The organism is Mesorhizobium sp. CNPSo 4661 (genome assembly GCF_057784215.1).
The window spans coordinates 26620-43915 of record NZ_JBWGIO010000001.1 but is presented as its reverse complement, the minus strand read 5'-3'; the positions used below and the strand labels follow the sequence as shown (position 1 = coordinate 43915).

General features: G+C 65.4%; 16 protein-coding genes and 2 pseudogenes. 5 read left to right on the top strand and 13 right to left on the bottom strand.

The features are described from left to right. Positions 1–7: 7 nt before the first annotated feature. From AC0YKC_RS00180 to AC0YKC_RS00125, 12 genes are all read right to left on the bottom strand, one after another. Complete coding sequence (locus tag AC0YKC_RS00180) at positions 8–994, bottom strand: ABC transporter permease (RefSeq protein WP_488509042.1); 987 nt, start codon at positions 992–994, stop codon at positions 8–10. Continuing rightward, the gene (locus tag AC0YKC_RS00175) at positions 991–2022 is read right to left on the bottom strand and encodes an ABC transporter permease (protein WP_488509040.1); all 1032 of its coding nucleotides are present in this window, start codon (positions 2020–2022) and stop codon (positions 991–993) included. The genes AC0YKC_RS00180 and AC0YKC_RS00175 overlap by 4 nt, the downstream gene beginning before the upstream one ends. Further along, positions 2019–3545, bottom strand: a complete 1527-nt coding sequence (locus tag AC0YKC_RS00170; RefSeq protein WP_488509038.1) for a sugar ABC transporter ATP-binding protein — start codon at positions 3543–3545, stop codon at positions 2019–2021. The genes AC0YKC_RS00175 and AC0YKC_RS00170 overlap by 4 nt, the downstream gene beginning before the upstream one ends. A 67-nt stretch (positions 3546–3612) precedes the next feature. Beyond that, a complete protein-coding gene (locus tag AC0YKC_RS00165) occupies positions 3613–4614 on the bottom strand; it encodes a sugar ABC transporter substrate-binding protein (RefSeq protein WP_320294529.1) in 1002 nt (333 codons plus the stop codon). 102 nt (positions 4615–4716) lie between these two features. Continuing rightward, positions 4717–5376, bottom strand: a complete 660-nt coding sequence (locus tag AC0YKC_RS00160; RefSeq protein WP_488509036.1) for an L-fuculose-phosphate aldolase — start codon at positions 5374–5376, stop codon at positions 4717–4719. A 27-nt stretch (positions 5377–5403) separates the two neighbouring features. Then, complete coding sequence (locus tag AC0YKC_RS00155) at positions 5404–6180, bottom strand: SDR family NAD(P)-dependent oxidoreductase (protein ID WP_320294527.1); 777 nt, start codon at positions 6178–6180, stop codon at positions 5404–5406. Between the two features lie 200 nt (positions 6181–6380). Next, positions 6381–7217 (bottom strand): GntR family transcriptional regulator, encoded by an 837-nt coding sequence (locus tag AC0YKC_RS00150; protein ID WP_488509034.1) that lies wholly within the window; start codon positions 7215–7217, stop codon positions 6381–6383. A 71-nt stretch (positions 7218–7288) separates the two neighbouring features. After that, entirely contained in the window at positions 7289–8533 is a 1245-nt protein-coding gene (locus AC0YKC_RS00145) for an MFS transporter (protein WP_488509032.1), read from the bottom strand. Next, positions 8530–8982 (bottom strand): MaoC family dehydratase, encoded by a 453-nt coding sequence (locus AC0YKC_RS00140; RefSeq protein ID WP_488509031.1) that lies wholly within the window; start codon positions 8980–8982, stop codon positions 8530–8532. The genes AC0YKC_RS00145 and AC0YKC_RS00140 overlap by 4 nt, the downstream gene beginning before the upstream one ends. Then, positions 8979–9419 carry a Zn-ribbon domain-containing OB-fold protein gene (locus tag AC0YKC_RS00135; RefSeq protein WP_488509029.1) on the bottom strand — a complete coding sequence of 147 codons (441 nt, stop codon included), beginning with the start codon at positions 9417–9419 and terminating at the stop codon, positions 8979–8981. Before AC0YKC_RS00135 ends, AC0YKC_RS00140 begins: the two co-directional genes overlap by 4 nt. After that, positions 9419–10564 carry a thiolase family protein gene (locus AC0YKC_RS00130; protein ID WP_488509027.1) on the bottom strand — a complete coding sequence of 382 codons (1146 nt, stop codon included), beginning with the start codon at positions 10562–10564 and terminating at the stop codon, positions 9419–9421. The genes AC0YKC_RS00135 and AC0YKC_RS00130 overlap by 1 nt, the downstream gene beginning before the upstream one ends. Continuing rightward, positions 10561–12507 carry an acetoacetate--CoA ligase gene (locus AC0YKC_RS00125; protein WP_488509025.1) on the bottom strand — a complete coding sequence of 649 codons (1947 nt, stop codon included), beginning with the start codon at positions 12505–12507 and terminating at the stop codon, positions 10561–10563. The genes AC0YKC_RS00130 and AC0YKC_RS00125 overlap by 4 nt, the downstream gene beginning before the upstream one ends. 104 nt (positions 12508–12611) lie before the next feature. On the opposite strand from AC0YKC_RS00125, the gene AC0YKC_RS00120 reads away from it, so the two are divergent. Continuing rightward, entirely contained in the window at positions 12612–13817 is a 1206-nt protein-coding gene (locus AC0YKC_RS00120) for an acetyl-CoA C-acetyltransferase (protein WP_488509023.1), read from the top strand. A gap of 167 nt (positions 13818–13984) precedes the next feature. Here AC0YKC_RS00120 and AC0YKC_RS00115 read toward each other — a convergent pair whose 3' ends face one another. Beyond that, complete coding sequence (locus AC0YKC_RS00115) at positions 13985–14881, bottom strand: LysR family transcriptional regulator (protein WP_488509021.1); 897 nt, start codon at positions 14879–14881, stop codon at positions 13985–13987. Positions 14882–15200: 319 nt separating this feature from the next. On the opposite strand from AC0YKC_RS00115, the gene AC0YKC_RS00110 reads away from it, so the two are divergent. From AC0YKC_RS00110 to AC0YKC_RS00095, 4 genes and pseudogenes are all read left to right on the top strand, one after another. After that, positions 15201–15893: an SDR family NAD(P)-dependent oxidoreductase gene (locus tag AC0YKC_RS00110; RefSeq protein ID WP_488509599.1), complete on the top strand. Its 693-nt coding sequence runs from the start codon at positions 15201–15203 to the stop codon at positions 15891–15893. Between the two features lie 183 nt (positions 15894–16076). After that, positions 16077–16214: pseudogene (locus AC0YKC_RS00105) on the top strand (NAD(P)-binding domain-containing protein); the annotation flags it as partial. Further along, positions 16208–16504, top strand: a pseudogene (locus AC0YKC_RS00100) (retroviral-like aspartic protease family protein); the annotation flags it as partial. The pseudogenes AC0YKC_RS00105 and AC0YKC_RS00100, both read left to right, overlap by 7 nt. Beyond that, positions 16458–17102 (top strand): site-specific integrase, encoded by a 645-nt coding sequence (locus AC0YKC_RS00095; protein ID WP_488509019.1) that lies wholly within the window; start codon positions 16458–16460, stop codon positions 17100–17102. The pseudogene AC0YKC_RS00100 and the gene AC0YKC_RS00095, both read left to right, overlap by 47 nt. Positions 17103–17296: the final 194 nt, after the last annotated feature.

Here is a 17296-nt window from a genome sequence, read left to right as displayed (position 1 = left end):
TTCGAACTCAATGGGCGGCGCGGCGCAGGCCGAAGCTCGCGGCCAGCACCAGGAAAACGAGCACGCCGATGCCGACCTGCTGCCAGTAGAAATTCCAGCCGACGAGCAGCAGCCCGTTCTTGACGATGGCGAGCAGCAACACGCCGAGCAGCGTACCGATGACCGAGGGCTTGCGCTCGCGGCTGAGCGTCGTGCCGATGAAGGTGGCGCCGATCGCGTCGAGCAGGAACGCGTTGCCCGACAGCGGCACATAGGACTTCACCGTCGCCGACAAGAGGATGCCGGTGACGCCGGCGAGCAGCGCGCACAGCACGTGCACCATCGACAATTCGCGCGGCACGCGGATGCCGGAATACCAGGCGACGCCGGGCTGCGCGCCCATCGCCTGGACATAGCGGCCGAAGACCGAACGATGCAGCAGGAGATGGACCGCGACGGCGAGCACGATCAGCACGATCACCGGGGTCGGCACGCCGAACAGAGCCGTGCGGGCGATGGCGTTGAACTGGTCAGCGGCATACCCGCTGGTGAGATAGATCGGCTGGCCGCCGCTGGTCGCGAGTTGCTGCGTGCTCTGGCCGATGAAGAGCACGCCGAGCGTCGCCAGGAAGGGGCTGATGTTGAGCCGGGTGATCAGGATCGCATTCAGCACACCGACGATGAGCGCGGCGCCAAGTCCGCCGGCGACGCCGACCACGCCGCTATGGCCGGCAGCCAGAAGCATGACGAAGACCATGCTTGCCATGTCAACGGACACGCCGACCGAAAGATCGATGCCGCCCGACGAGATGACGATGGTCAGCCCCAGCGCAACGATTGCCAGCATGACGACGTTGTTGACCAGCACGTTGAAGAGGTTGGCCGGCGTCAGGAAGGTCGGGCTCGCCACCGAGAAGAAGATGACGATGGCCGCGAAGGCGATGAGCACGCTGTATTTGGCAAGGAAGCTGCGCAGGTTCACCTTGGCGGCGTTGTCGTTGGCCGAGACGCTCATCGCGAACCCTCCGAACCGCGGGCAAAGGATGTGATGGCCACCACCAGCAGGATCAGCGCGCCCTGCACGCCGTTGACCCAGTAGCTGGAGACGTTGAGCAGCTGGAAGCCGTTGGCGAGGAGGCCGATGAAGAGAACGCTGAGCAGCGTGCCGCCCATGGTCGGCACAAAGCGGCGCGAGAAGACGGTGCCGAGCAGTGCCGCGGCCAGCACCGACAGAAGAAGCTCGCCGGAACCGGGCGTGCTGGCCGACAGGCGCGAGACGGTGAGGATGCTCGCCACCGCCGCGCAGAACCCGCTCAGCACATATGTGAAGGACACGTAGAAGGGCACGCTGAGACCGGCCGCGCGGGCCGCCTCGGGATGGCCGCCGACCGCGTAGAGCCTGAGCCCGAACGATGTGCCGTGAACGACCACGATCATGATCGCCGAGAAGACGATCAGCGCCCAGGCAAGCGCGGAGATGCCGAGGAAGCTCCCCGACACCAACACGCCGAGCAGCGGGGAGGATGCGCCGACGACCGTGTTCTGGGTAAGCGTGAGTTCCATGCCGGCCGCGACGTTGAGCACGGCAAGCGTGGCGAGCAGCGGCAGGATGCCGAGGCCGACCACGGCAAGCGCGTTCAGCGCGCCGACCGCCATGCCGACGGCGATGGCCGCAAGCACCGAGAGGAAGTCGCCATGGCCCATCGACAAGAGCGTCGCGTAGACGGCGGCGCAGAGCCCCATATTGGCAGCGATCGACAGGTCGATGCCGCCTTCGGTGACATCGGAGCCTCCACCGATGATCACGGCCGTCATGCCGTAGGCGAGAACGCCCAGGATCGCCGACTGCTCGACGACGTTGATCAGGTTGAAGGTCGAGGTGAAGCCCGGCGCGAAGATGACGAAATAGGCCATGATCGCGGCGAAGGCGGCGATCGCGCCAAGCCGCACGACGAGCGCGCCGAAGCGCCGGCCGGCGCTCTTGGCGGCGGCTTGCTTTTCGTCGGAGACGCCGACTTCGGTGTGGAGAACAGTCGCGCTCATGCGGCCACTCCGTCAGCGTTCGAGCGCGCGCCTGACGAAGCCGCCAGCAGCGCGTCACTGTTCATCGCAGGACCGGAGAAACTGCCGGCAAGCCTGCCGCGATAGACGACCAGCACGCGGTCGCAGACGCCGACCAATTCGAGCAGGTCGGAGGACAGAAGCAGGATCGCCGCGCCCTCGCCCGCCAGGCGGTTCAGGAGGTTGTAGATCTCGACCTTGGCGCCGACATCGACGGCGACTGTCGGTTCGTCCAGCACATAGACGCGCGACTGGCAGCTCAACCATTTGGCGATAGCCACCTTCTGCTGGTTGCCGCCGGAGAGCTCACGCACCAGCGCGTCGCGATGCGGCGTCTTGATCGACAGTTCCTTGATCAGGCTGTCCACTGCCTGATTCTCAGCGCCACGGCTGACCATGCCAGTCCGCGAGTAGCGGCGCAGGCTGGCCAAGGAAATGTTCTCGCGCACCGAAAGACCTAGCGCGACGCCATGGGCGCGACGGTCTTCCGGCAGCATGGCGATGCCGTCGCGCACCGCCTTGACCGGCGTCGACAGCGACAGCTCCCTGCCCTCGACCTTGACCTCACCGCCATCGGCGGTCTTGAGGCCGAACAGGCACTGGACGATCTCCTTGGCGCCGGAGCCGAGCAGGCCGGTGAGGCCGACAATCTCGCCGGCGCGCACGTTGAAGCCGATGTTCTCGAAGCTGCCGCCGAGGCGCAGATTGGAAACCTCCAGCACCGGCGTGCCTAAAATGACCGAGCGCTTCGGGAACATCTCGCCGACATCGCGGGCGATCATCATCGAGATGATCTCGTCGATCGGCGTCTGGCGCGGATCGACCGTGCCTACATCGGTGCCGTTGCGCATCACGGTGACGCGGTCGCAGAGCTTCTCGATCTCCTGCATGTAATGGGAAATGAAGACCACGGCGATGCCGTCGTCGCGCAGTCGGCGCAGCACGTCGAACAGGCTGTCGACCTCGCGCTTGACCAGCGCCGCGGTCGGCTCGTCGAGCACCAGCACCGATGCCTTTTGCGCCAGCGCCCGGGTGATCTGGACGACCTTCTGCTGTGCCGTGGTGAGGTCCTTGACCAAGGTTCCAACCGGCAGCTCCATGCCGAAAAACCGCTTCAGCAAATCGGCCGCGCGGCGCTCCATGGCACGGCGGCTGACGAACGGGCCGAGGCCGATCTCGTGACCGAGGAAGACAGCTTCGCCGACGGCCGCCGTCGGCACCAGAAGCCTGTCCTGGTGGATGAAATGGACGCCGAGCTTTTCGACCGACGCCGGTGTCAGCGTGCTCGCGGTCTCGCCATTGATGACGATCGAGCCGCTGTCCGGCTTGATGATGCCGGCCAGCACCTTGATGATGGTCGACTTGCCGGCGCCGTTCTGGCCGACAAGGCCGAGGATCGAGCCGCGCGCGATCTCGAGGTTCGCGTTTTCCAAGGCGCGCACCGGACCGAACCGCTTCGATATGCCCGTCATCGACACAGCAATGTCGTGCTTTGCTGTCTGCATGGCCATCAATCCTGGTTGGATGTGACGGGCAGCCGCATAAGCGCGGCTGCCCGTCGTTTCGTCCGCTCTACTTAACGCCGGCCTTCTCGGCGGCGTCGAGGAAAGGTTTACCCTTTTCGGCGGCATTTTCCTTGTTGATCAGCACCGCCGGGACGAAGGTGAAGGGCGGCACCTTCTGGCCGGCCAGGTACTTGGCGACGTTGTCGACCGAGGTCTTGCCGATCTCATAAGGCTGCTGCGCCGCGACCGCGCCGGCCGACGACTTCGGGTCCATCACCATCTTGACGACTTCCGGGCTGCCGTCGATGCCGTAGGTCTTCACCTCGTTGCGGCCGGCCGCTTCGACGGCCTGCGTGGCGCCGATCTGCGGCACGTCCCAGCAGGCCCAGACCGCGCCAATTGAACCCTTCTCCGGCGACTTGGTCAGCATGTCGGTGACGTTGGAATAGGCGCTCTGCACCGTGTTCGGGATGACGTCGCGCAGTTCCGGCTCGACGATCTTCACATCCGGAAACGAGGTCAGCACATATTTCAGCTGGTCGTAGCGGATCTTGCAGACCGGCACGCTGTAGAAGCCGTTGAACACCAGCACGTTGCCCTTGCCGCCCATGTCGGCGACCATCTGCAGCGCGATCTCGGCGCCGATGTTGTAGTTGTTCGACGTGGTGTTGTTGATGGCGTGCGGCGTCGCGGTGTCGACCGTGAACAGCGGGATGCCGGCGTCGCGGATCTTCTGCAGCCACGGGTTCAGCACTTCGAGATTGCCGAGCTGCTCGATGATGGCGTCGGGCTTCTGCGCGATCAGCGTCTGCAGCTGGGCGATCTGCTGCTGGTCCTTGCGGCCGGCGTCGAGCGCGATGACCTCACCGCCGAGCTCCTTCACGCGGTCCTGGATCCCTTTGAACGCCATCAGGTCCCAGTAATGGTCCGTGCCTATCGCGGAGACGCCGATGCGCTTGCCCTTGAGCGACAAATCCTCGGCGCTCGCGCCGGAGACGGCGGCAAGGCTGCAAGCCGCCGCCAACCCCAAAGCGAGCGCCTTGACGAGGCCTTTCATTGATCCAGTCATTGTCATTTCCTCCCTTGTTGATCGCTCCGGGCCTTCCCGGAGGATTCTGCCAGATGGCCGCCGCGCGGTCCCTTGCTGGTCGCTTCGGGCTAAGCCCTCCGCTTACGCAGCGGCCTCGTTCTCGCGCAGGCCGTAGCTCGCCATGCGCTTGATGACGTTCTCGATCTCCTCGTCGGACAGGATCGGCGGCTCGCCGATCTGCAAGGCGCCGTGATACTGGCGCGCCAGCGTCTCGACCTCGACGGCAAGCCACATCGCCTGGGCAAGGCTCGAGCCGACCGCGATCATGCCGTGCTGGGCAAGCAGGCAGGCCTTGCGGTCGCGCAGCGCCTCCACCGCATGCGCCGAAAGCTCGGCCGTGCCGAAGGTAGCGTAAGGCGCGCAGCGTATGTCGCTGCCGCCGGCGACCGCGACCATGTAATGGATCGCCGGTATCTTCCTGCCCATGATGGCAATCGTCGTGCAGTAGATCGGATGCGCGTGGACGACGGCTTTGACCTCGGGCCGCGCCTTCATGATGTCGAGATGGAAGCGCCATTCGCTGGATGGCGGCAGGCGCCCGTCGACCTCGCCGTCCCAACCCATGAAGACGATGTCTTCCGGCTGCAGCGTGTCATAGGGCGTGCTGGTCGGTGAGATCAGCATGCCCTCGCCGTGGCGACAGCTGATGTTGCCCGATGTGCCCTGGTTGATGCCGAGCGCATTCATCTGGATGCAGGCGTCGATGATGGCCTGGCGCACATCTTGGTCCGAAACGGTCATGCGATATTCCAATCCTTATTCGGTCCGTTACCAGGCCGTGTAGCCGCCATCGATCGACAGGATCGCGCCGGTGACGTAGCTCGACGCCGGCGACGCCAGGAACAGGATCGCCGAGGCGATCTCCTGCGGCGTGCCCAAGCGCCCCATCGGCGTCATGTCGATCCAGGTGTTGAAGAGTTCGGGACGCTCGCGCATCTTCAGCGTCATCTCGGTGCCGACATAGCCCGGCGCCAGCGCGTTGACGCGCACGCCCGATTTCGCCCATTCGACCGCGAGCGCCTTCGTCATCATGTGCACGGCGCCCTTGCTCACCATGTAGGACGGCGCCGTCTGCGGACGGTTGATGATCAGGCCCGACATCGAGCCGAGATTGACGATCGAGCCCTTGGTGCGGGAGACCATCGAACGGCCGAAGGCGCGCGAGGCCCAGTAGACGCCGTTGACGTTGACATCCATCACTAGGCGCCATTCCTCGTCCGGTGTGTCGAGTGCGGTGTTGAGGCGCGCGATGCCGGCGCTGTTGACCAGGATGTCGACCTTGCCGAAATCGGCGACGACCGCGGTTGCCATCGCCTCGACGGCTTGCGGGTCCGTGACATCGAGCACGCGGCCATCGACGCTTGCGACGCCGGCGGCCTTGAGCGCTTCGGCAGCGGCCCTCAGCCCATCCGCATTCATGTCGAGCAGGATGATACGCGCGCCGCAAGTCCCGAGCGCGCTGGCGGCCTCGAGACCGATCCCGCTGGCGCCGCCGGTCACGACGGCAACCTCGCCTGCCAGGTCGAATTGCGACCGGTAATCCATGCACGTCCTCCATCAGGACGGACTTGAGCGCGGGCAAAACTCCGCCCTCGCCGCCGAAGCAGCGCCGCAAGCCGACTGGTCCTGATAATGCCTCTGGGTCAGGCTCCTCCCGACCCCATGACAGGGACGTTACAGAAGCTTCCTGGGTCCGTCAATCTGGTTATAACCAGAAAACAGAATCTTTTTTGGATGAGCGCAAATCAGGTGCGATCGACGCCGTTCACGGTCGCCGACGGCTGCACGACCGCCATGTGGATGCGAGCGACCGAGGAGTTGTAGAAGGCCTCGTAATATTCGAGCGCGGCGCCATCGGCGTCATAGGCGATCGACTCGATCTCGATCAGCGGCGTGTTGGCGGCAACGCCCATCTCGTCGGCCTCTTCCTTGGTCGGAAGGGCCGCGCGCAGCCAGCGGTCGGCGCGTTTCACCGTCAGGCCGAAGACGGCGCGGATGGTGCCGAAGATCGACTGGTTTTCCGACAGGATGTTCTCCAACCCCGGCACCCTGTGCCCCGGCAGGCTGATGCGCGTCATGGTGATCGGCGCGCCGTCGGTCATGTAGACGCGGCAGATCCGGACCACGCTGCCATTGGCGGGGATGCCGAAGACCTTCGATTCCTTCTCGCTCGGCGGGCAGCGGTAGATCTCCAGCGTTCGGGTCGAGACCTTGTGGCCCTTGGCGGTCAGGTCGTCGAACACGCCGAGATTGGCGGTCATGAAGTCGACATGCTCGCGGGGAGCGGCGACGAACATGCCCTTGCGCGGCATCTTGATGATGCGGCCTTCGTTCGACAGCGAGCCGATCGCGGCGCGCACGACAGGCCGCGAGACGCCGAAGAAATCGCAAAGCGCCTGTTCCGAGGGAATGCGCGAATTGGCGGCAAGCAGGCCGGTGTTGATCGCTTCCTCGACCTGGTTGCGCAACTGCACCCAGAGGGGTGCGGCCTCGTCGCGGTTGAGCTGGACCTTGGAACCTATCGAGCGGAAAGCCTCGGCCGCCTCGGCATCTTCCTGGTCGTAACGAGGACGCCCGCGCATTCTGGTTGCTTGTTCCATTCGGTCCTGCCGCAAAAATCATTTGCCGCGACTCAGGAAGCGGCAGCGCCTCCTTAACGGAGACCGCCCGCCATTTTCACGCTCTCCGGCAAGTTTCGCAACCATAGCATCGCGGCGGCCCCCAGAACCGGTCCGGGAACCAAAAGCAGGAAGGCCCAGCGCCAGCCGCCGATGAAATCGGCGAAACGCGGCGTCAGCCAGATGGCTAGCACCGTCAGCGCGAAGCCCAGTCCCAGTTGCACGGACAAAGCGGTGCCGACGAAGCGGCGGTCGGCAAGCTCGGTGACGGCGGCGGAGAACTGCGCCGAATCGCCGACGACCGAAACGCCCCAGACAATGGCCACCAGCATGAACAGCCAGAGCGGGCCGGTGAAGAGAAAGCCCGTCAGCAGCGCGCAGCCGCCCGAGACGAGCATCATGCCGGCGGTTGTGACGGTTCGGCCGATGCGATCCGACAGATAGCCGCCAAGCAGGCAGCCGAGGATGCCGGAGGCCACGACAAGGAAGGTCGAGAGCGACGCGGTGGCGGCGGTTCCGATCGCCTGCGCCTCGAAAGCGGCGCGCGTATAGGCAAGCAGCCAGGCCCACATGGCATAGAGTTCCCACATGTGACCGAGATAGCCGAGATTGGCTAATAGCAACGGTTTTTCGCGGAACACCTGGCCGATGCGCGAGGGCTCGAACACGGCCTTGCCGAAGGGATAGGGCCCCTCCTTGGCGAACAGCAGAAAGAGCAGCGCGCCCGCCGCCGTCGCCATGCTGGCGGCGGCGACCACCGGCTGCCAGTCGAGCGCGGTCGAGACGGCGCGGAAGAGATGCGGCAGCGCCGAGCCGACAGTCAGCGCGCCGATGACCGCGCCGAGCGCCAGCCCCCTGTCGCGCGTGAACCAGGTGGCGACCAGCTTCAGCGCCGGCGGATAGACGCCGGCAAGCGCGGCGCCGGTGGCGATGCGCGCGGCGATCACGCCGCCCGGCCCGGGATGAAGCAGCAGCGTCGCGTTGGCTAAAGCAGCGACGAGTGCCGCGGCCGCCATCAGGCGGCCGAGCCGCACAAGGTCCGGCAGATTGACCAGGCTCGCCGCCAGCGCGCCGACCACGAAGCCGACCTGGACGCCATTGGTGAGCCACGCTTCGGCGCTCGCGCCCAGCGCCAGTTCCTGCTTCAGCTCGGGAAGGATGGCGGTCGCCGAAAACCAGGTGGTCAGCGACAGGACGACCGCCAGGCAGAGCAGCGACAGCACGCGCCAGCGCTCGCTGTCGGCCACCATGCCGAGCCGGCCGCCCCCGACCGTGCTCATACGCCTTGCAGCGGAACGGTGAAGACCGTGGCCGTGCCGGTGAGGCAAAGCTCGCCCTGGCCGTTGCGCACGCTGGTCTCGATCTTGCAGATCGGCTTGTCGGGCCGCACTTCCTTGACCTCCACGCGTCCGGTGATCTCCTCATCAACGCCGACGGCCTTGACGAACTTCCAGGCAACTTCGAGGAACACGGTTCCAGGGCCGGGAAGATCCTCCGCCACGAGTGCATTGAGGATGCCGGAGGTGACGCCGCCCTGGACGATCAGCTTGCCGAACACCGACTTCTCGGCTAGCGCGCGGTCGTAATGCAGCGGGTTGCGGTCGCCGGTGATGTCGGTGAAGGCTTCGATGTCGCTGATGCGCGTGCGCCGCGTGCGCTCGGCAAAGGCGCCGACCTGCGGGCGGCCTTTCACGACACCCACCCAACCGTTTTTTGTCTCGGTGCTCATTTCGGCTTCTCCTCTGCTCCGGGTTCGACTGGTTTGAAAGCCGGCAGGACTCGGCCGCCGATGGCTGTCGGCGCAAGCCGCAGCATGTCCCCGACGTGTAGCGGTTGTGTGCCGGCCAGGATGAAGCTCAGCATCGTCGGGCCTTCGGCCAGTTCGACCAGCCCGACCACGTAGGGTGCTGCCGGCAGCCAGCCGGGATGGCCAGGCTTGTGTATTTCCGAAAAGGACTTGAGCCGTCCCCTGCCCGACGCGTCTTTCCAGACCAGGCGCCTGCTCCAGCAATTGGGGCAGATCGGGCGCGGGTAGAAGACGGCCTTGCCGCAGTCCTCGCAATGCTGGATGGCCAGCCGCCCTTCGGCGGCGGCATCCCAGAACGGCCGGGTAAGCGCGGTAATGGTCGGGCCGGCGGTCTTCAGCGTGTTCAAATCGACTAGCATCAGGCGGCTCCCAGCACGAGCGCGGTGGCTTCGCTCATCGTCGCGCCATTGCCGGTGACCAGCGCGAGCCCGGCGTTGGCGATCTGGCGTTCGCCCGCCTCGCCGCGCAGCTGGCGCACCGCCTCGACGACATGGGTCATGCCGCCGGCGAGGTCCGGCTGGCCGAAGCCGAGCTGGCCGCCATGCGTGTTGAGCGGCTTGTCCCCCTTGTGCGAAAGGTCGTGGTCGCTGAGCCACGCGCCGAACTGGCCCGGAGCGCAGAGGCCGGCATCCTCGATCGTGGTCGCGACCATGATCGTGTAGCAATCGTAGAGCGACAGGAGATCCATCTCCTCGGCTCGCGTGCCGGACTGTTGGAAGGCGCGCGCCATGGCGCTCTTCAGCGGGCCGGAGGTCAGGTGTGGGGCCTGGCTGACCGCGCGATGCGTGACCTTTTCGCCGGCGCCAAGCAGATGGACAGGCGGCTTGCGCAACGACCGCGCGCGTTCGGCCGAGGTGACAACGACGGCTTCGCCGCCGGCGACCGGCATGACGATTTCGAGAAGATGCAGCGGCGAGGCGATCATCGGCGAGGCCAGCACCGCCTCGACATCGGCCGGCTTGCCGAAGAAGATAGCGTCGGGATTGAGCTGCGCATTGGCGCGCGCCGCCGCGGCGATCATGGCGAAGTCCCGGGCGGTCGAACCGTATTTAGCCATATGCGCCTGCATCAGCAGCGCGTAGGAGATGTTGGCGCCCGAGGCGCCGAACGGCACGTCGAACTCGCGGATCGGGTTGCGGTTGGGCGAGCGGGGCGCCGTCTCCTCGCGGTTGTTGGCGAGCACGCACAGCACCGCCTCGCACATACCGGCCTCGATCGCGGCCGCCGCGCGCCAGATCATGCCGGCACCGGACGCGCCGCCGAGATCGACGACATTGGCCATGGTCGGCGCGAGGCCGAGATACTCGGCGATGGTCGCCGGAACATGCTGCGGCGTCTCGCCGACCTGCGGCCCGACCAGCAGCCCGTCGATCGCCGTCGGCTCCAGCCCGGCATCGAGTACCGCCAGGCGCGAGACCTCGGCGATCATCTCGAGCGTCGTCACACCGCTGGTCAGGCGCTGCGGCTTCAACTCGCCGATGCCGACGATCGCTCCCTTGCTCATGCCGCCTTGCTCCGGTCGAGCGCGCGATATTCCTCCAGGCACGCCGGATTGGCGAGCGAAGCCATGTTCTTGACCGGCTTGCCTTCGAGCGTGGTGCGGGCTGCGCCCTCGACGCGCTTCCCGTTGAGTGTGTAGGGCACGGCCTGCACGGCATGGATGCGATGCGGCACGTGGCGCGGCGAGGCGCCTTCGCGGATCGCGCGGCGGATTTGCGCGGCAAGCTCGGGAGTCAGCGCATAACCGTCACTGAGCTTGACGCAGAGCACGATTTCCTCGTCGCCCTCGACCGGCGCGCCAAAGACCAGGTAATCCTCGATCTCGGCGAAACCTTCGCAGGCCGCGTAGATCTCGGCCGTGCCGATGCGCACGCCACCGGGCTTCAGCGTCGTGTCCGAACGGCCATGGATGACGGCGGAGCCGTGAGCGGTCATCTCAGCGACGTCGCCATGCGTCCAGATCTCGCGGCGCGCGGCGAAATAGGTAGCGTGATAGCGCGCGTCGCCGTCCTTGCCCCAGAAGGTCAGCGGCATCGACGGGAACGGCTCGGTGCAGACGAGGTCGCCCTGGCGGCCGACGACCGGCGCGTTGCGCTCGTCCATCACGGCGACGGCGAGGCCAAGCCCTTTGACGGTGAGCTCGCCGCGCCGCACGGGATGGATCGGCGATCCAAGCAGGAAACAGCCGATGATCTCGGTGCCGCCCGAGATCGAGGCGAAGATCATGTCGCGCTTCACATGCTCGTAGACCCAGTCGAACTGGCCGGGCGAAACCGGCGCGCCGGCCGACAGCAGCGAGCGCAGCGACGAGAGGTCGTGCAAGCGTCCCGGCGCGTAATTTTCGGCGGCGAGCGTCGCCAGATATTTCGGACTGGTGCCGAAATGGGTGACGCGGGCACGCTCGGCCATCGTCCAGAGCGGGCTGGGGTCGAGGCCGTCGGCCGATTTCAGGATCGGCGCGCCGTCATAGAGCACCACTGTCGCGTGGCAGGCGAGGCCGGAGATCAGCCAGTGATACATCATCCAGGCGGTGTTGGTGTACCAGCTCATGACGTCGCCTGGGCGAACATCGCCATGCAGCAGGTGTTCCTTGAGATGCTGGAGCAGCACGCCGCCGGCGCGGTGGACGATCGCCTTCGGCGCGCCTGTCGTGCCGGAGGTGTAGAGCACATAGGCCGGATGGTCGAAGGGCACGCGCTCGAAGACGAGCGGGGCGTCGCTGCCGAAATCGTCGAACGAAATGCAGTCCGCCGCGCAGTCCGGCTTGGCGCCCGGCTCGCCGGTCAGCACCAGCGTCGTCACCGTCGGCATTGCGGCGACGATCTCGGCCAGCCTGTCGGAGATGTCATGCTCCTTGCCCGCATAGCGGTAGCGCGGCGCGGCGAACAGCACCTTGACGCCGATCTGGCCAAGGCGGTCGACGATCGCGGCGGCGCCGAAATCCGGCGAGCAGGACGACCAGACGGCGCCGACCGACAGAGCCGCCAGCAACGCCACGAGGCCTTCGACACGATTGGGCAGGATGCCGCCGACGCAGTCGCCCTTGACGACGCCGGCCGCGCGCAGGCCATGCGCCGTTCGGGCGACGAGACGGCGCAGTTCGCCGAGCGTGACGGAGCGGAAATGGCCGCTCTCGTCGGCCTCGATCAGAATAACCCTCTCCTCGTCACCGCGCAGCAGGTTTTCCGCGAGACTGAGCGAGGCTTCCGGCAGGAAGCGGCTCCCGGTCATCGGCGCATTGTCGTCGCGCTGGAAGGAGATCGCGCCCGGATCACCGATCACTTCGGCAAAATCCCACACTGCCCGCCAGAACGCGCCCGGATCGCCGATCGACCAGCGGTGCAGCGTCTCGTAGTCGCGCGGGTCGAAGCCGTTGGCTGTCGAAAAGCGCGCAAGGTTGGACGATTGGAACGCGGCCGGCGCCGGCGTCCAAAGCACGGATGACATGGATTTCCTCCCGCAACGCAGGCCGGGCTCGATGCCGCGGCCTTGCCTGCCGATGCATTTCAGATTATTGGTTATAACCAGAATGTCAAGCGAGGATCGCGGCCATGCGGACCGCGCCGGCGGAGGAGCAGACCATGGATGCCGTGCATATCGTTGCCGCGAAGCGGACGCCCATCGGCAAGCTGAACGGCGCGCTTTGCGACCTCTCGGCGGCGGAGCTGGGCGGGCAGCTTATCCAGGCGATGCTGGCTGATGCGCAGCTCGCGCCAGATGCCGTCAGCGAGGTGATCATGGGCCAGGTGCTGACCGGCGGCGCCGGGCAGAACCCGGCGCGGCAGGCCGCGCTCAAGGCAGGCTTGCCGGTCGGCGTCCCCGCCATGACTGTCAACAAGGTGTGCGGCGCCGGCCAGAAGTCGATCCATCTCGCCGCGCAGGCCATTCGCTGCGGCGACGCCGATTGCGTGATTGCCGGTGGGCAGGATTCGATGACCTCGGCGCCGCATGTCATTCACGGCGCCCGCGCCGGCATCCGCATGGGCGACCGGATCGTCAAGGATTCGATGATCACCGACGGGCTGTGGGACGCCTTCCATCAGGTGCATATGGGCGTGACGGCGGAGACGCTGGCGCAGCGCTACCAGATCACCCGCGAGGAACAGGACCGTTTCGCGCTGCGCTCGCAAGAGAAGGCCGACGCGGCCATCCGGGCCGGGCGGTTCGACGAAGAGATCGTCCCGATCTCGATAAGGACCAGGCAGGGCGATCGCGTCATCGACCGCGACGAGCATCCCAATCCGACAACGACAATGGAAGCGCTAGGCCGGCTGAGACCTGTCTTCGATACGGCGGGAACGATCACGGCCGGCAACTCGTCGGGCCTCAACGACGGCGCCGCGGCGGTGCTGGTGATGTCGGAAGCGCGGATGCAGGAACTCGGCCTGACACCCCTCGCCCGCATCGCCTCCTACGCCTCCGCCGGCGTCGAGCCGATGGATATGGGGCTCGGCCCCGTCGCGGCCTCGCGCCGCGCTCTCGACAAAGCCGGCTGGCGCGCGTCCGACCTCGACGTGATGGAGATCAACGAGGCTTTCGCCGCGCAGGCCATCGCCGTCAACCACGAGATGGGCTGGAACGAGGACATCATCAACCTGAGCGGCGGCGCCATCGCGCTTGGCCATCCGTTGGCCGGCTCCGGCTGTCGCATCGTGGTGACGCTGCTCTACGAGATGATCCGCCGCGACGCGAAGAAGGGCCTGGCCTCGCTCTGCATCGGCGGCGGCCAGGGCGTGGCGATCTGCCTGGAGCGGTGAGCACGGGCGATTGCGTTGGCTGGTACCGCGCTCAACTTGCTGATGAATCCTCACCTGCCACGGCATAGGTAAGCAAGACGCCGTCAGAGTCAGTCGCGAGATTCGCATCCGGCTGCATGGCGACAAGCGCTACGCTCGAGACAGCGCCATCGGCGACATTCCGTGTGTCAGTCCGGCGATGAGGACAGTCCCGCGAGAAGCGGCGCGTAGGCGGCGAGCCTGCGGGATATGAACTCAGTGAAGAGCCGCACGCGCTTCGTCTTGCGTGCCTCGCCCTGTGTGAGAAGCCAGAGCGTTCCGTACATGTGCAGGCCGGTGCCCGGCACCCTTGCGAGCAGCGGGTCGGCATCGCCGACGAAGCACGGCAGCGTCGTCATCCCCACCCCTTGCCGTACGGCAACGATCTGCGCCTCGCCATCCGTGGTCCTGAAAGGAACCCCTGTGGCACGAACCTCACCCTCGCGGACCCAGTCCGGGATGCCATGAACGCTTATGACGATCCACCGGATGGGATCCGGCGCGCCCGCGCGCCACGCGGCCAGTCGATCGCGAGACATGTAGACGCCGCCGAACAGCTCCGGCCCCTTCAGGCCGTGAAGATTGAGCGGCAGGGTCTTGCGGTCGTAGACGACGCGGATCGCGACATCGGCGTCCCGGTTGGTCAGATTTGCCAGCTCGCCGGACGACAAGATTTCCATCTCGATGTCCGGATGCAGACGCGCGAAATCGGTGAAGTCCGGCATGAGCAGGTGTGTCGCAAGCGTAGGCGCCAACGTCACCCGCAGGAGCCCGCGCACGCCCTGGTCGCGACCGAAGACGCGCGTCTCCAGCTGGTGCGACGAGGCTTCCATCTGGTTCGCGAGCTCGAGGACCTCCTCGCCCGCGGCCGTCAGGCGGTAACCAGAAGGCAGCTTTTCGAACATGTGCGCCGCCAGGCGTTCCTCGAGCTGAGCGATGCGTCGCAGCACGGTCGAGTGATTTACCCCGAGACGCCCGGCGGCAGCCCGGACTGAGCCGCCGCGCGCGACGGCAAGAAAGTAGCGAACGTCATCCCAGTCGATCATGGTGCAATCCGGCACCGTGCGGTGCGTCTTCCAAAGCCCGTCTCCGATACCATCGAATAGCGTCGTCCTCGGACAAGTCGGGTGATGACTTCGGCGCTTAGGGGCGTCGCTCACCGCGGACATTCCTTGGCTGAAGTTATTAGCTCGCCTGGTTCGATTTTGCACCACCGATGTGCGAACTTCCGCACTGAAAGCCTGACGCAGCCGGACCCATTTCAACCTCGACACGATCCCCGGACGAATGCTCGGGGCAACGAGGAAAGCCGAAAGGAGAAGTCATGGGAAAGCTCGATGGTAAGGTTGCAGTCATCACGGGTGGATCAAGCGGCATGGCGCTGGCGAGCGCCAAGCGGTTCGTCGAAGAAGGCGCCTACGTTTTCATCACGGGCCGGAGGCAGAGGCGCTCGACGAGGCTGTCAAGCTGGTTGGCCGCAACGTGACCGGCGTGCGCGGCGACGCGGCCAATCTCGGCGACCTCGACCGTCTGTTCGACACGGTCAAGCGGGAAAAGGGCAAGATCGACACCCTGTATGCGAGCGCCGGCATAGGCGAAGCCGTCCCGCTGGGCGAAATTACGGAGCAGCATTTCGATGCGGCCTTCGGCCTGAATACGCGCGGCACGCTGTTTACGGTTCAGAAGGCGTTGCCGCTGTTCAACGACGGCGGATCGATCTTCATGACCGGGTCAGTTGCTTCGGTGAAGGGTTTTCCTGGTTACAGCGTGTATGCGGCGAGCAAGGCGGCGTTGCGTTCATTCGCACGCACTTGGCTCAACGAACTGAAGGGCAGGAATATCCGGGTGAACGTGTTGAGCCCGGGTCCGATCGCCACACCGATGCAGGACCAAGTTCTCACCGAGGAGGCGAAGCGGATGTTCGAATCCCTGATCCCGCGGGGAAAGATGGGGCGTGCCGAGGAAATTGCGGCGGTCGCGGTGTTTCTTGCTTCCGACGATTCCAGCTTCGTGAATGGGGTGGAGCTGTCCGTCGACGGCGGCTTCTCGGCCATCTGAAATCGCGCCTGATCGCCGGAACCACCCAGGGCGAAAAGACTTCCGCGCCGAACGGCAGGCCCGGCCGCGCGGAAGTCGTTCGTGACGGGAAGTCTGCGCAAAGGTCGCCCCACACAGCGGAACGGATAACCCAGCGCCATTGAAGGCCGGGAAATCAACATCAACACGGATCGGAGAAACATTATGAGCTATGCGATTGTAGGATTCGGCAAGATAGGCCAGGCCCTCGCCCACGCCTTCGCCCGCAAAAACATCGACGTGGCCGTCGCGAGCAGACGGCCACCCGAGGCGTTGGCGCCGCAGGCCGAGGCGATTGGACCGCGTTCGTGCTCGTGCTGATCGCCGGCTACCAGTATCGCTACGAACTGCAGGACGTCGCGAGCCGTGTGACCGCCGGCCTCGTTCCGGGCAACCCGCTGGCGCTCGGCGTGGAGAATGGCCGCCCGACCGTCACCCTCGACAAAGCCGACAACGGCCATTTCGAAGCCCGCATCCTGGTCAACGGCGCGCCGATACGCGCCGTGGTCGACACCAGCGCGACCAGCACCGTGCTGACCTCCGAGGATGCGCAGGCCGCGGGTTTCAACCCGGCGGCGCTCAGCTACAGCGTCTGTCGCCCTAACGAGGCTTGGTCTCGTTGGCAAAGGCCAGCAGCGAGATAGACGACCGACACAGGAGGAACTCGACAAGCTAATTGATCATTTCGACGCAAACCCTCGCCAAATTGAACCGATTAGCCAGATCATTCGGTTCGCCGTCGCAACCGCAATGCGCCAGGAAGAGATCTGCAAGGCGCGTTGGTCCGATTTGGAATCTCGCACGCGGATGCTCCTTGTCCGCGACAGGAAGGACCCTCGAAACAAGAACGGTAACAATCAGCGCATACCGCTGTTCTCAGCCACAGGCTATGATGCGTGGGCCATTGTTGAAGAGAGGCGGACAAAGCGCAGCAATAACGATGATCGCATTTTCCCATTCAATCATAGGTCGGTTGGCACAGCCTTCCGTCGAGGTTGCGGTGACCTAGATATCCACGACCTTCATTTTCACGACTTGCGGCACGAAGGAACGAGTCGACTGCTCGAAGCTGGGTTCACAATTGAGCAGGTAGCGTTGGTTGCAGGGCACAAAGATTGGAAGATGCTGCGACGCTACACACATCTGAAGCCCGAGACGCTTCATGCTATCCACGCGGCGAAGGCTGCATAGTGGAGATGGGAGTGGCAGCCCCAGTCGGAACTGCGTTGCGCGACCCAGGTTCACTGGTTACCCGACGTTGGTCTTGGTTGAGTGCCGAATGAAGTGGAAGGAGCTTTGTGGAGGTATGCCGATGAGGTCGTGCCGATACGGGCATCTGCTTCGCCGACTTTGTCCATCTGAAGTCGCGAGCCTCATTTGTCTTT

Excerpts from the sequence above, each read along its gene's own strand:
- AC0YKC_RS00180 (WP_488509042.1), bottom strand. The coding sequence starts at position 994 with ATGAGCGTCTCGGCCAACGACAACGCCGCCAAGGTGAACCTGCGCAGC.
- AC0YKC_RS00175 (WP_488509040.1), bottom strand. The coding sequence starts at position 2,022 with ATGAGCGCGACTGTTCTCCACACCGAAGTCGGCGTCTCCGACGAAAAG.
- AC0YKC_RS00170 (WP_488509038.1), bottom strand. The coding sequence starts at position 3,545 with ATGCAGACAGCAAAGCACGACATTGCTGTGTCGATGACGGGCATATCG.
- AC0YKC_RS00165 (WP_320294529.1), bottom strand. The coding sequence starts at position 4,614 with ATGACTGGATCAATGAAAGGCCTCGTCAAGGCGCTCGCTTTGGGGTTG.
- AC0YKC_RS00160 (WP_488509036.1), bottom strand. The coding sequence starts at position 5,376 with ATGACCGTTTCGGACCAAGATGTGCGCCAGGCCATCATCGACGCCTGC.
- AC0YKC_RS00155 (WP_320294527.1), bottom strand. The coding sequence starts at position 6,180 with ATGGATTACCGGTCGCAATTCGACCTGGCAGGCGAGGTTGCCGTCGTG.
- AC0YKC_RS00150 (WP_488509034.1), bottom strand. The coding sequence starts at position 7,217 with ATGCGCGGGCGTCCTCGTTACGACCAGGAAGATGCCGAGGCGGCCGAG.
- AC0YKC_RS00145 (WP_488509032.1), bottom strand. The coding sequence starts at position 8,533 with ATGAGCACGGTCGGGGGCGGCCGGCTCGGCATGGTGGCCGACAGCGAG.
- AC0YKC_RS00140 (WP_488509031.1), bottom strand. The coding sequence starts at position 8,982 with ATGAGCACCGAGACAAAAAACGGTTGGGTGGGTGTCGTGAAAGGCCGC.
- AC0YKC_RS00135 (WP_488509029.1), bottom strand. The coding sequence starts at position 9,419 with ATGCTAGTCGATTTGAACACGCTGAAGACCGCCGGCCCGACCATTACC.
- AC0YKC_RS00130 (WP_488509027.1), bottom strand. The coding sequence starts at position 10,564 with ATGAGCAAGGGAGCGATCGTCGGCATCGGCGAGTTGAAGCCGCAGCGC.
- AC0YKC_RS00125 (WP_488509025.1), bottom strand. The coding sequence starts at position 12,507 with ATGTCATCCGTGCTTTGGACGCCGGCGCCGGCCGCGTTCCAATCGTCC.
- AC0YKC_RS00120 (WP_488509023.1), top strand. The coding sequence starts at position 12,612 with ATGCGGACCGCGCCGGCGGAGGAGCAGACCATGGATGCCGTGCATATC.
- AC0YKC_RS00115 (WP_488509021.1), bottom strand. The coding sequence starts at position 14,881 with ATGATCGACTGGGATGACGTTCGCTACTTTCTTGCCGTCGCGCGCGGC.
- AC0YKC_RS00095 (WP_488509019.1), top strand. The coding sequence starts at position 16,458 with ATGCGCAGGCCGCGGGTTTCAACCCGGCGGCGCTCAGCTACAGCGTCT.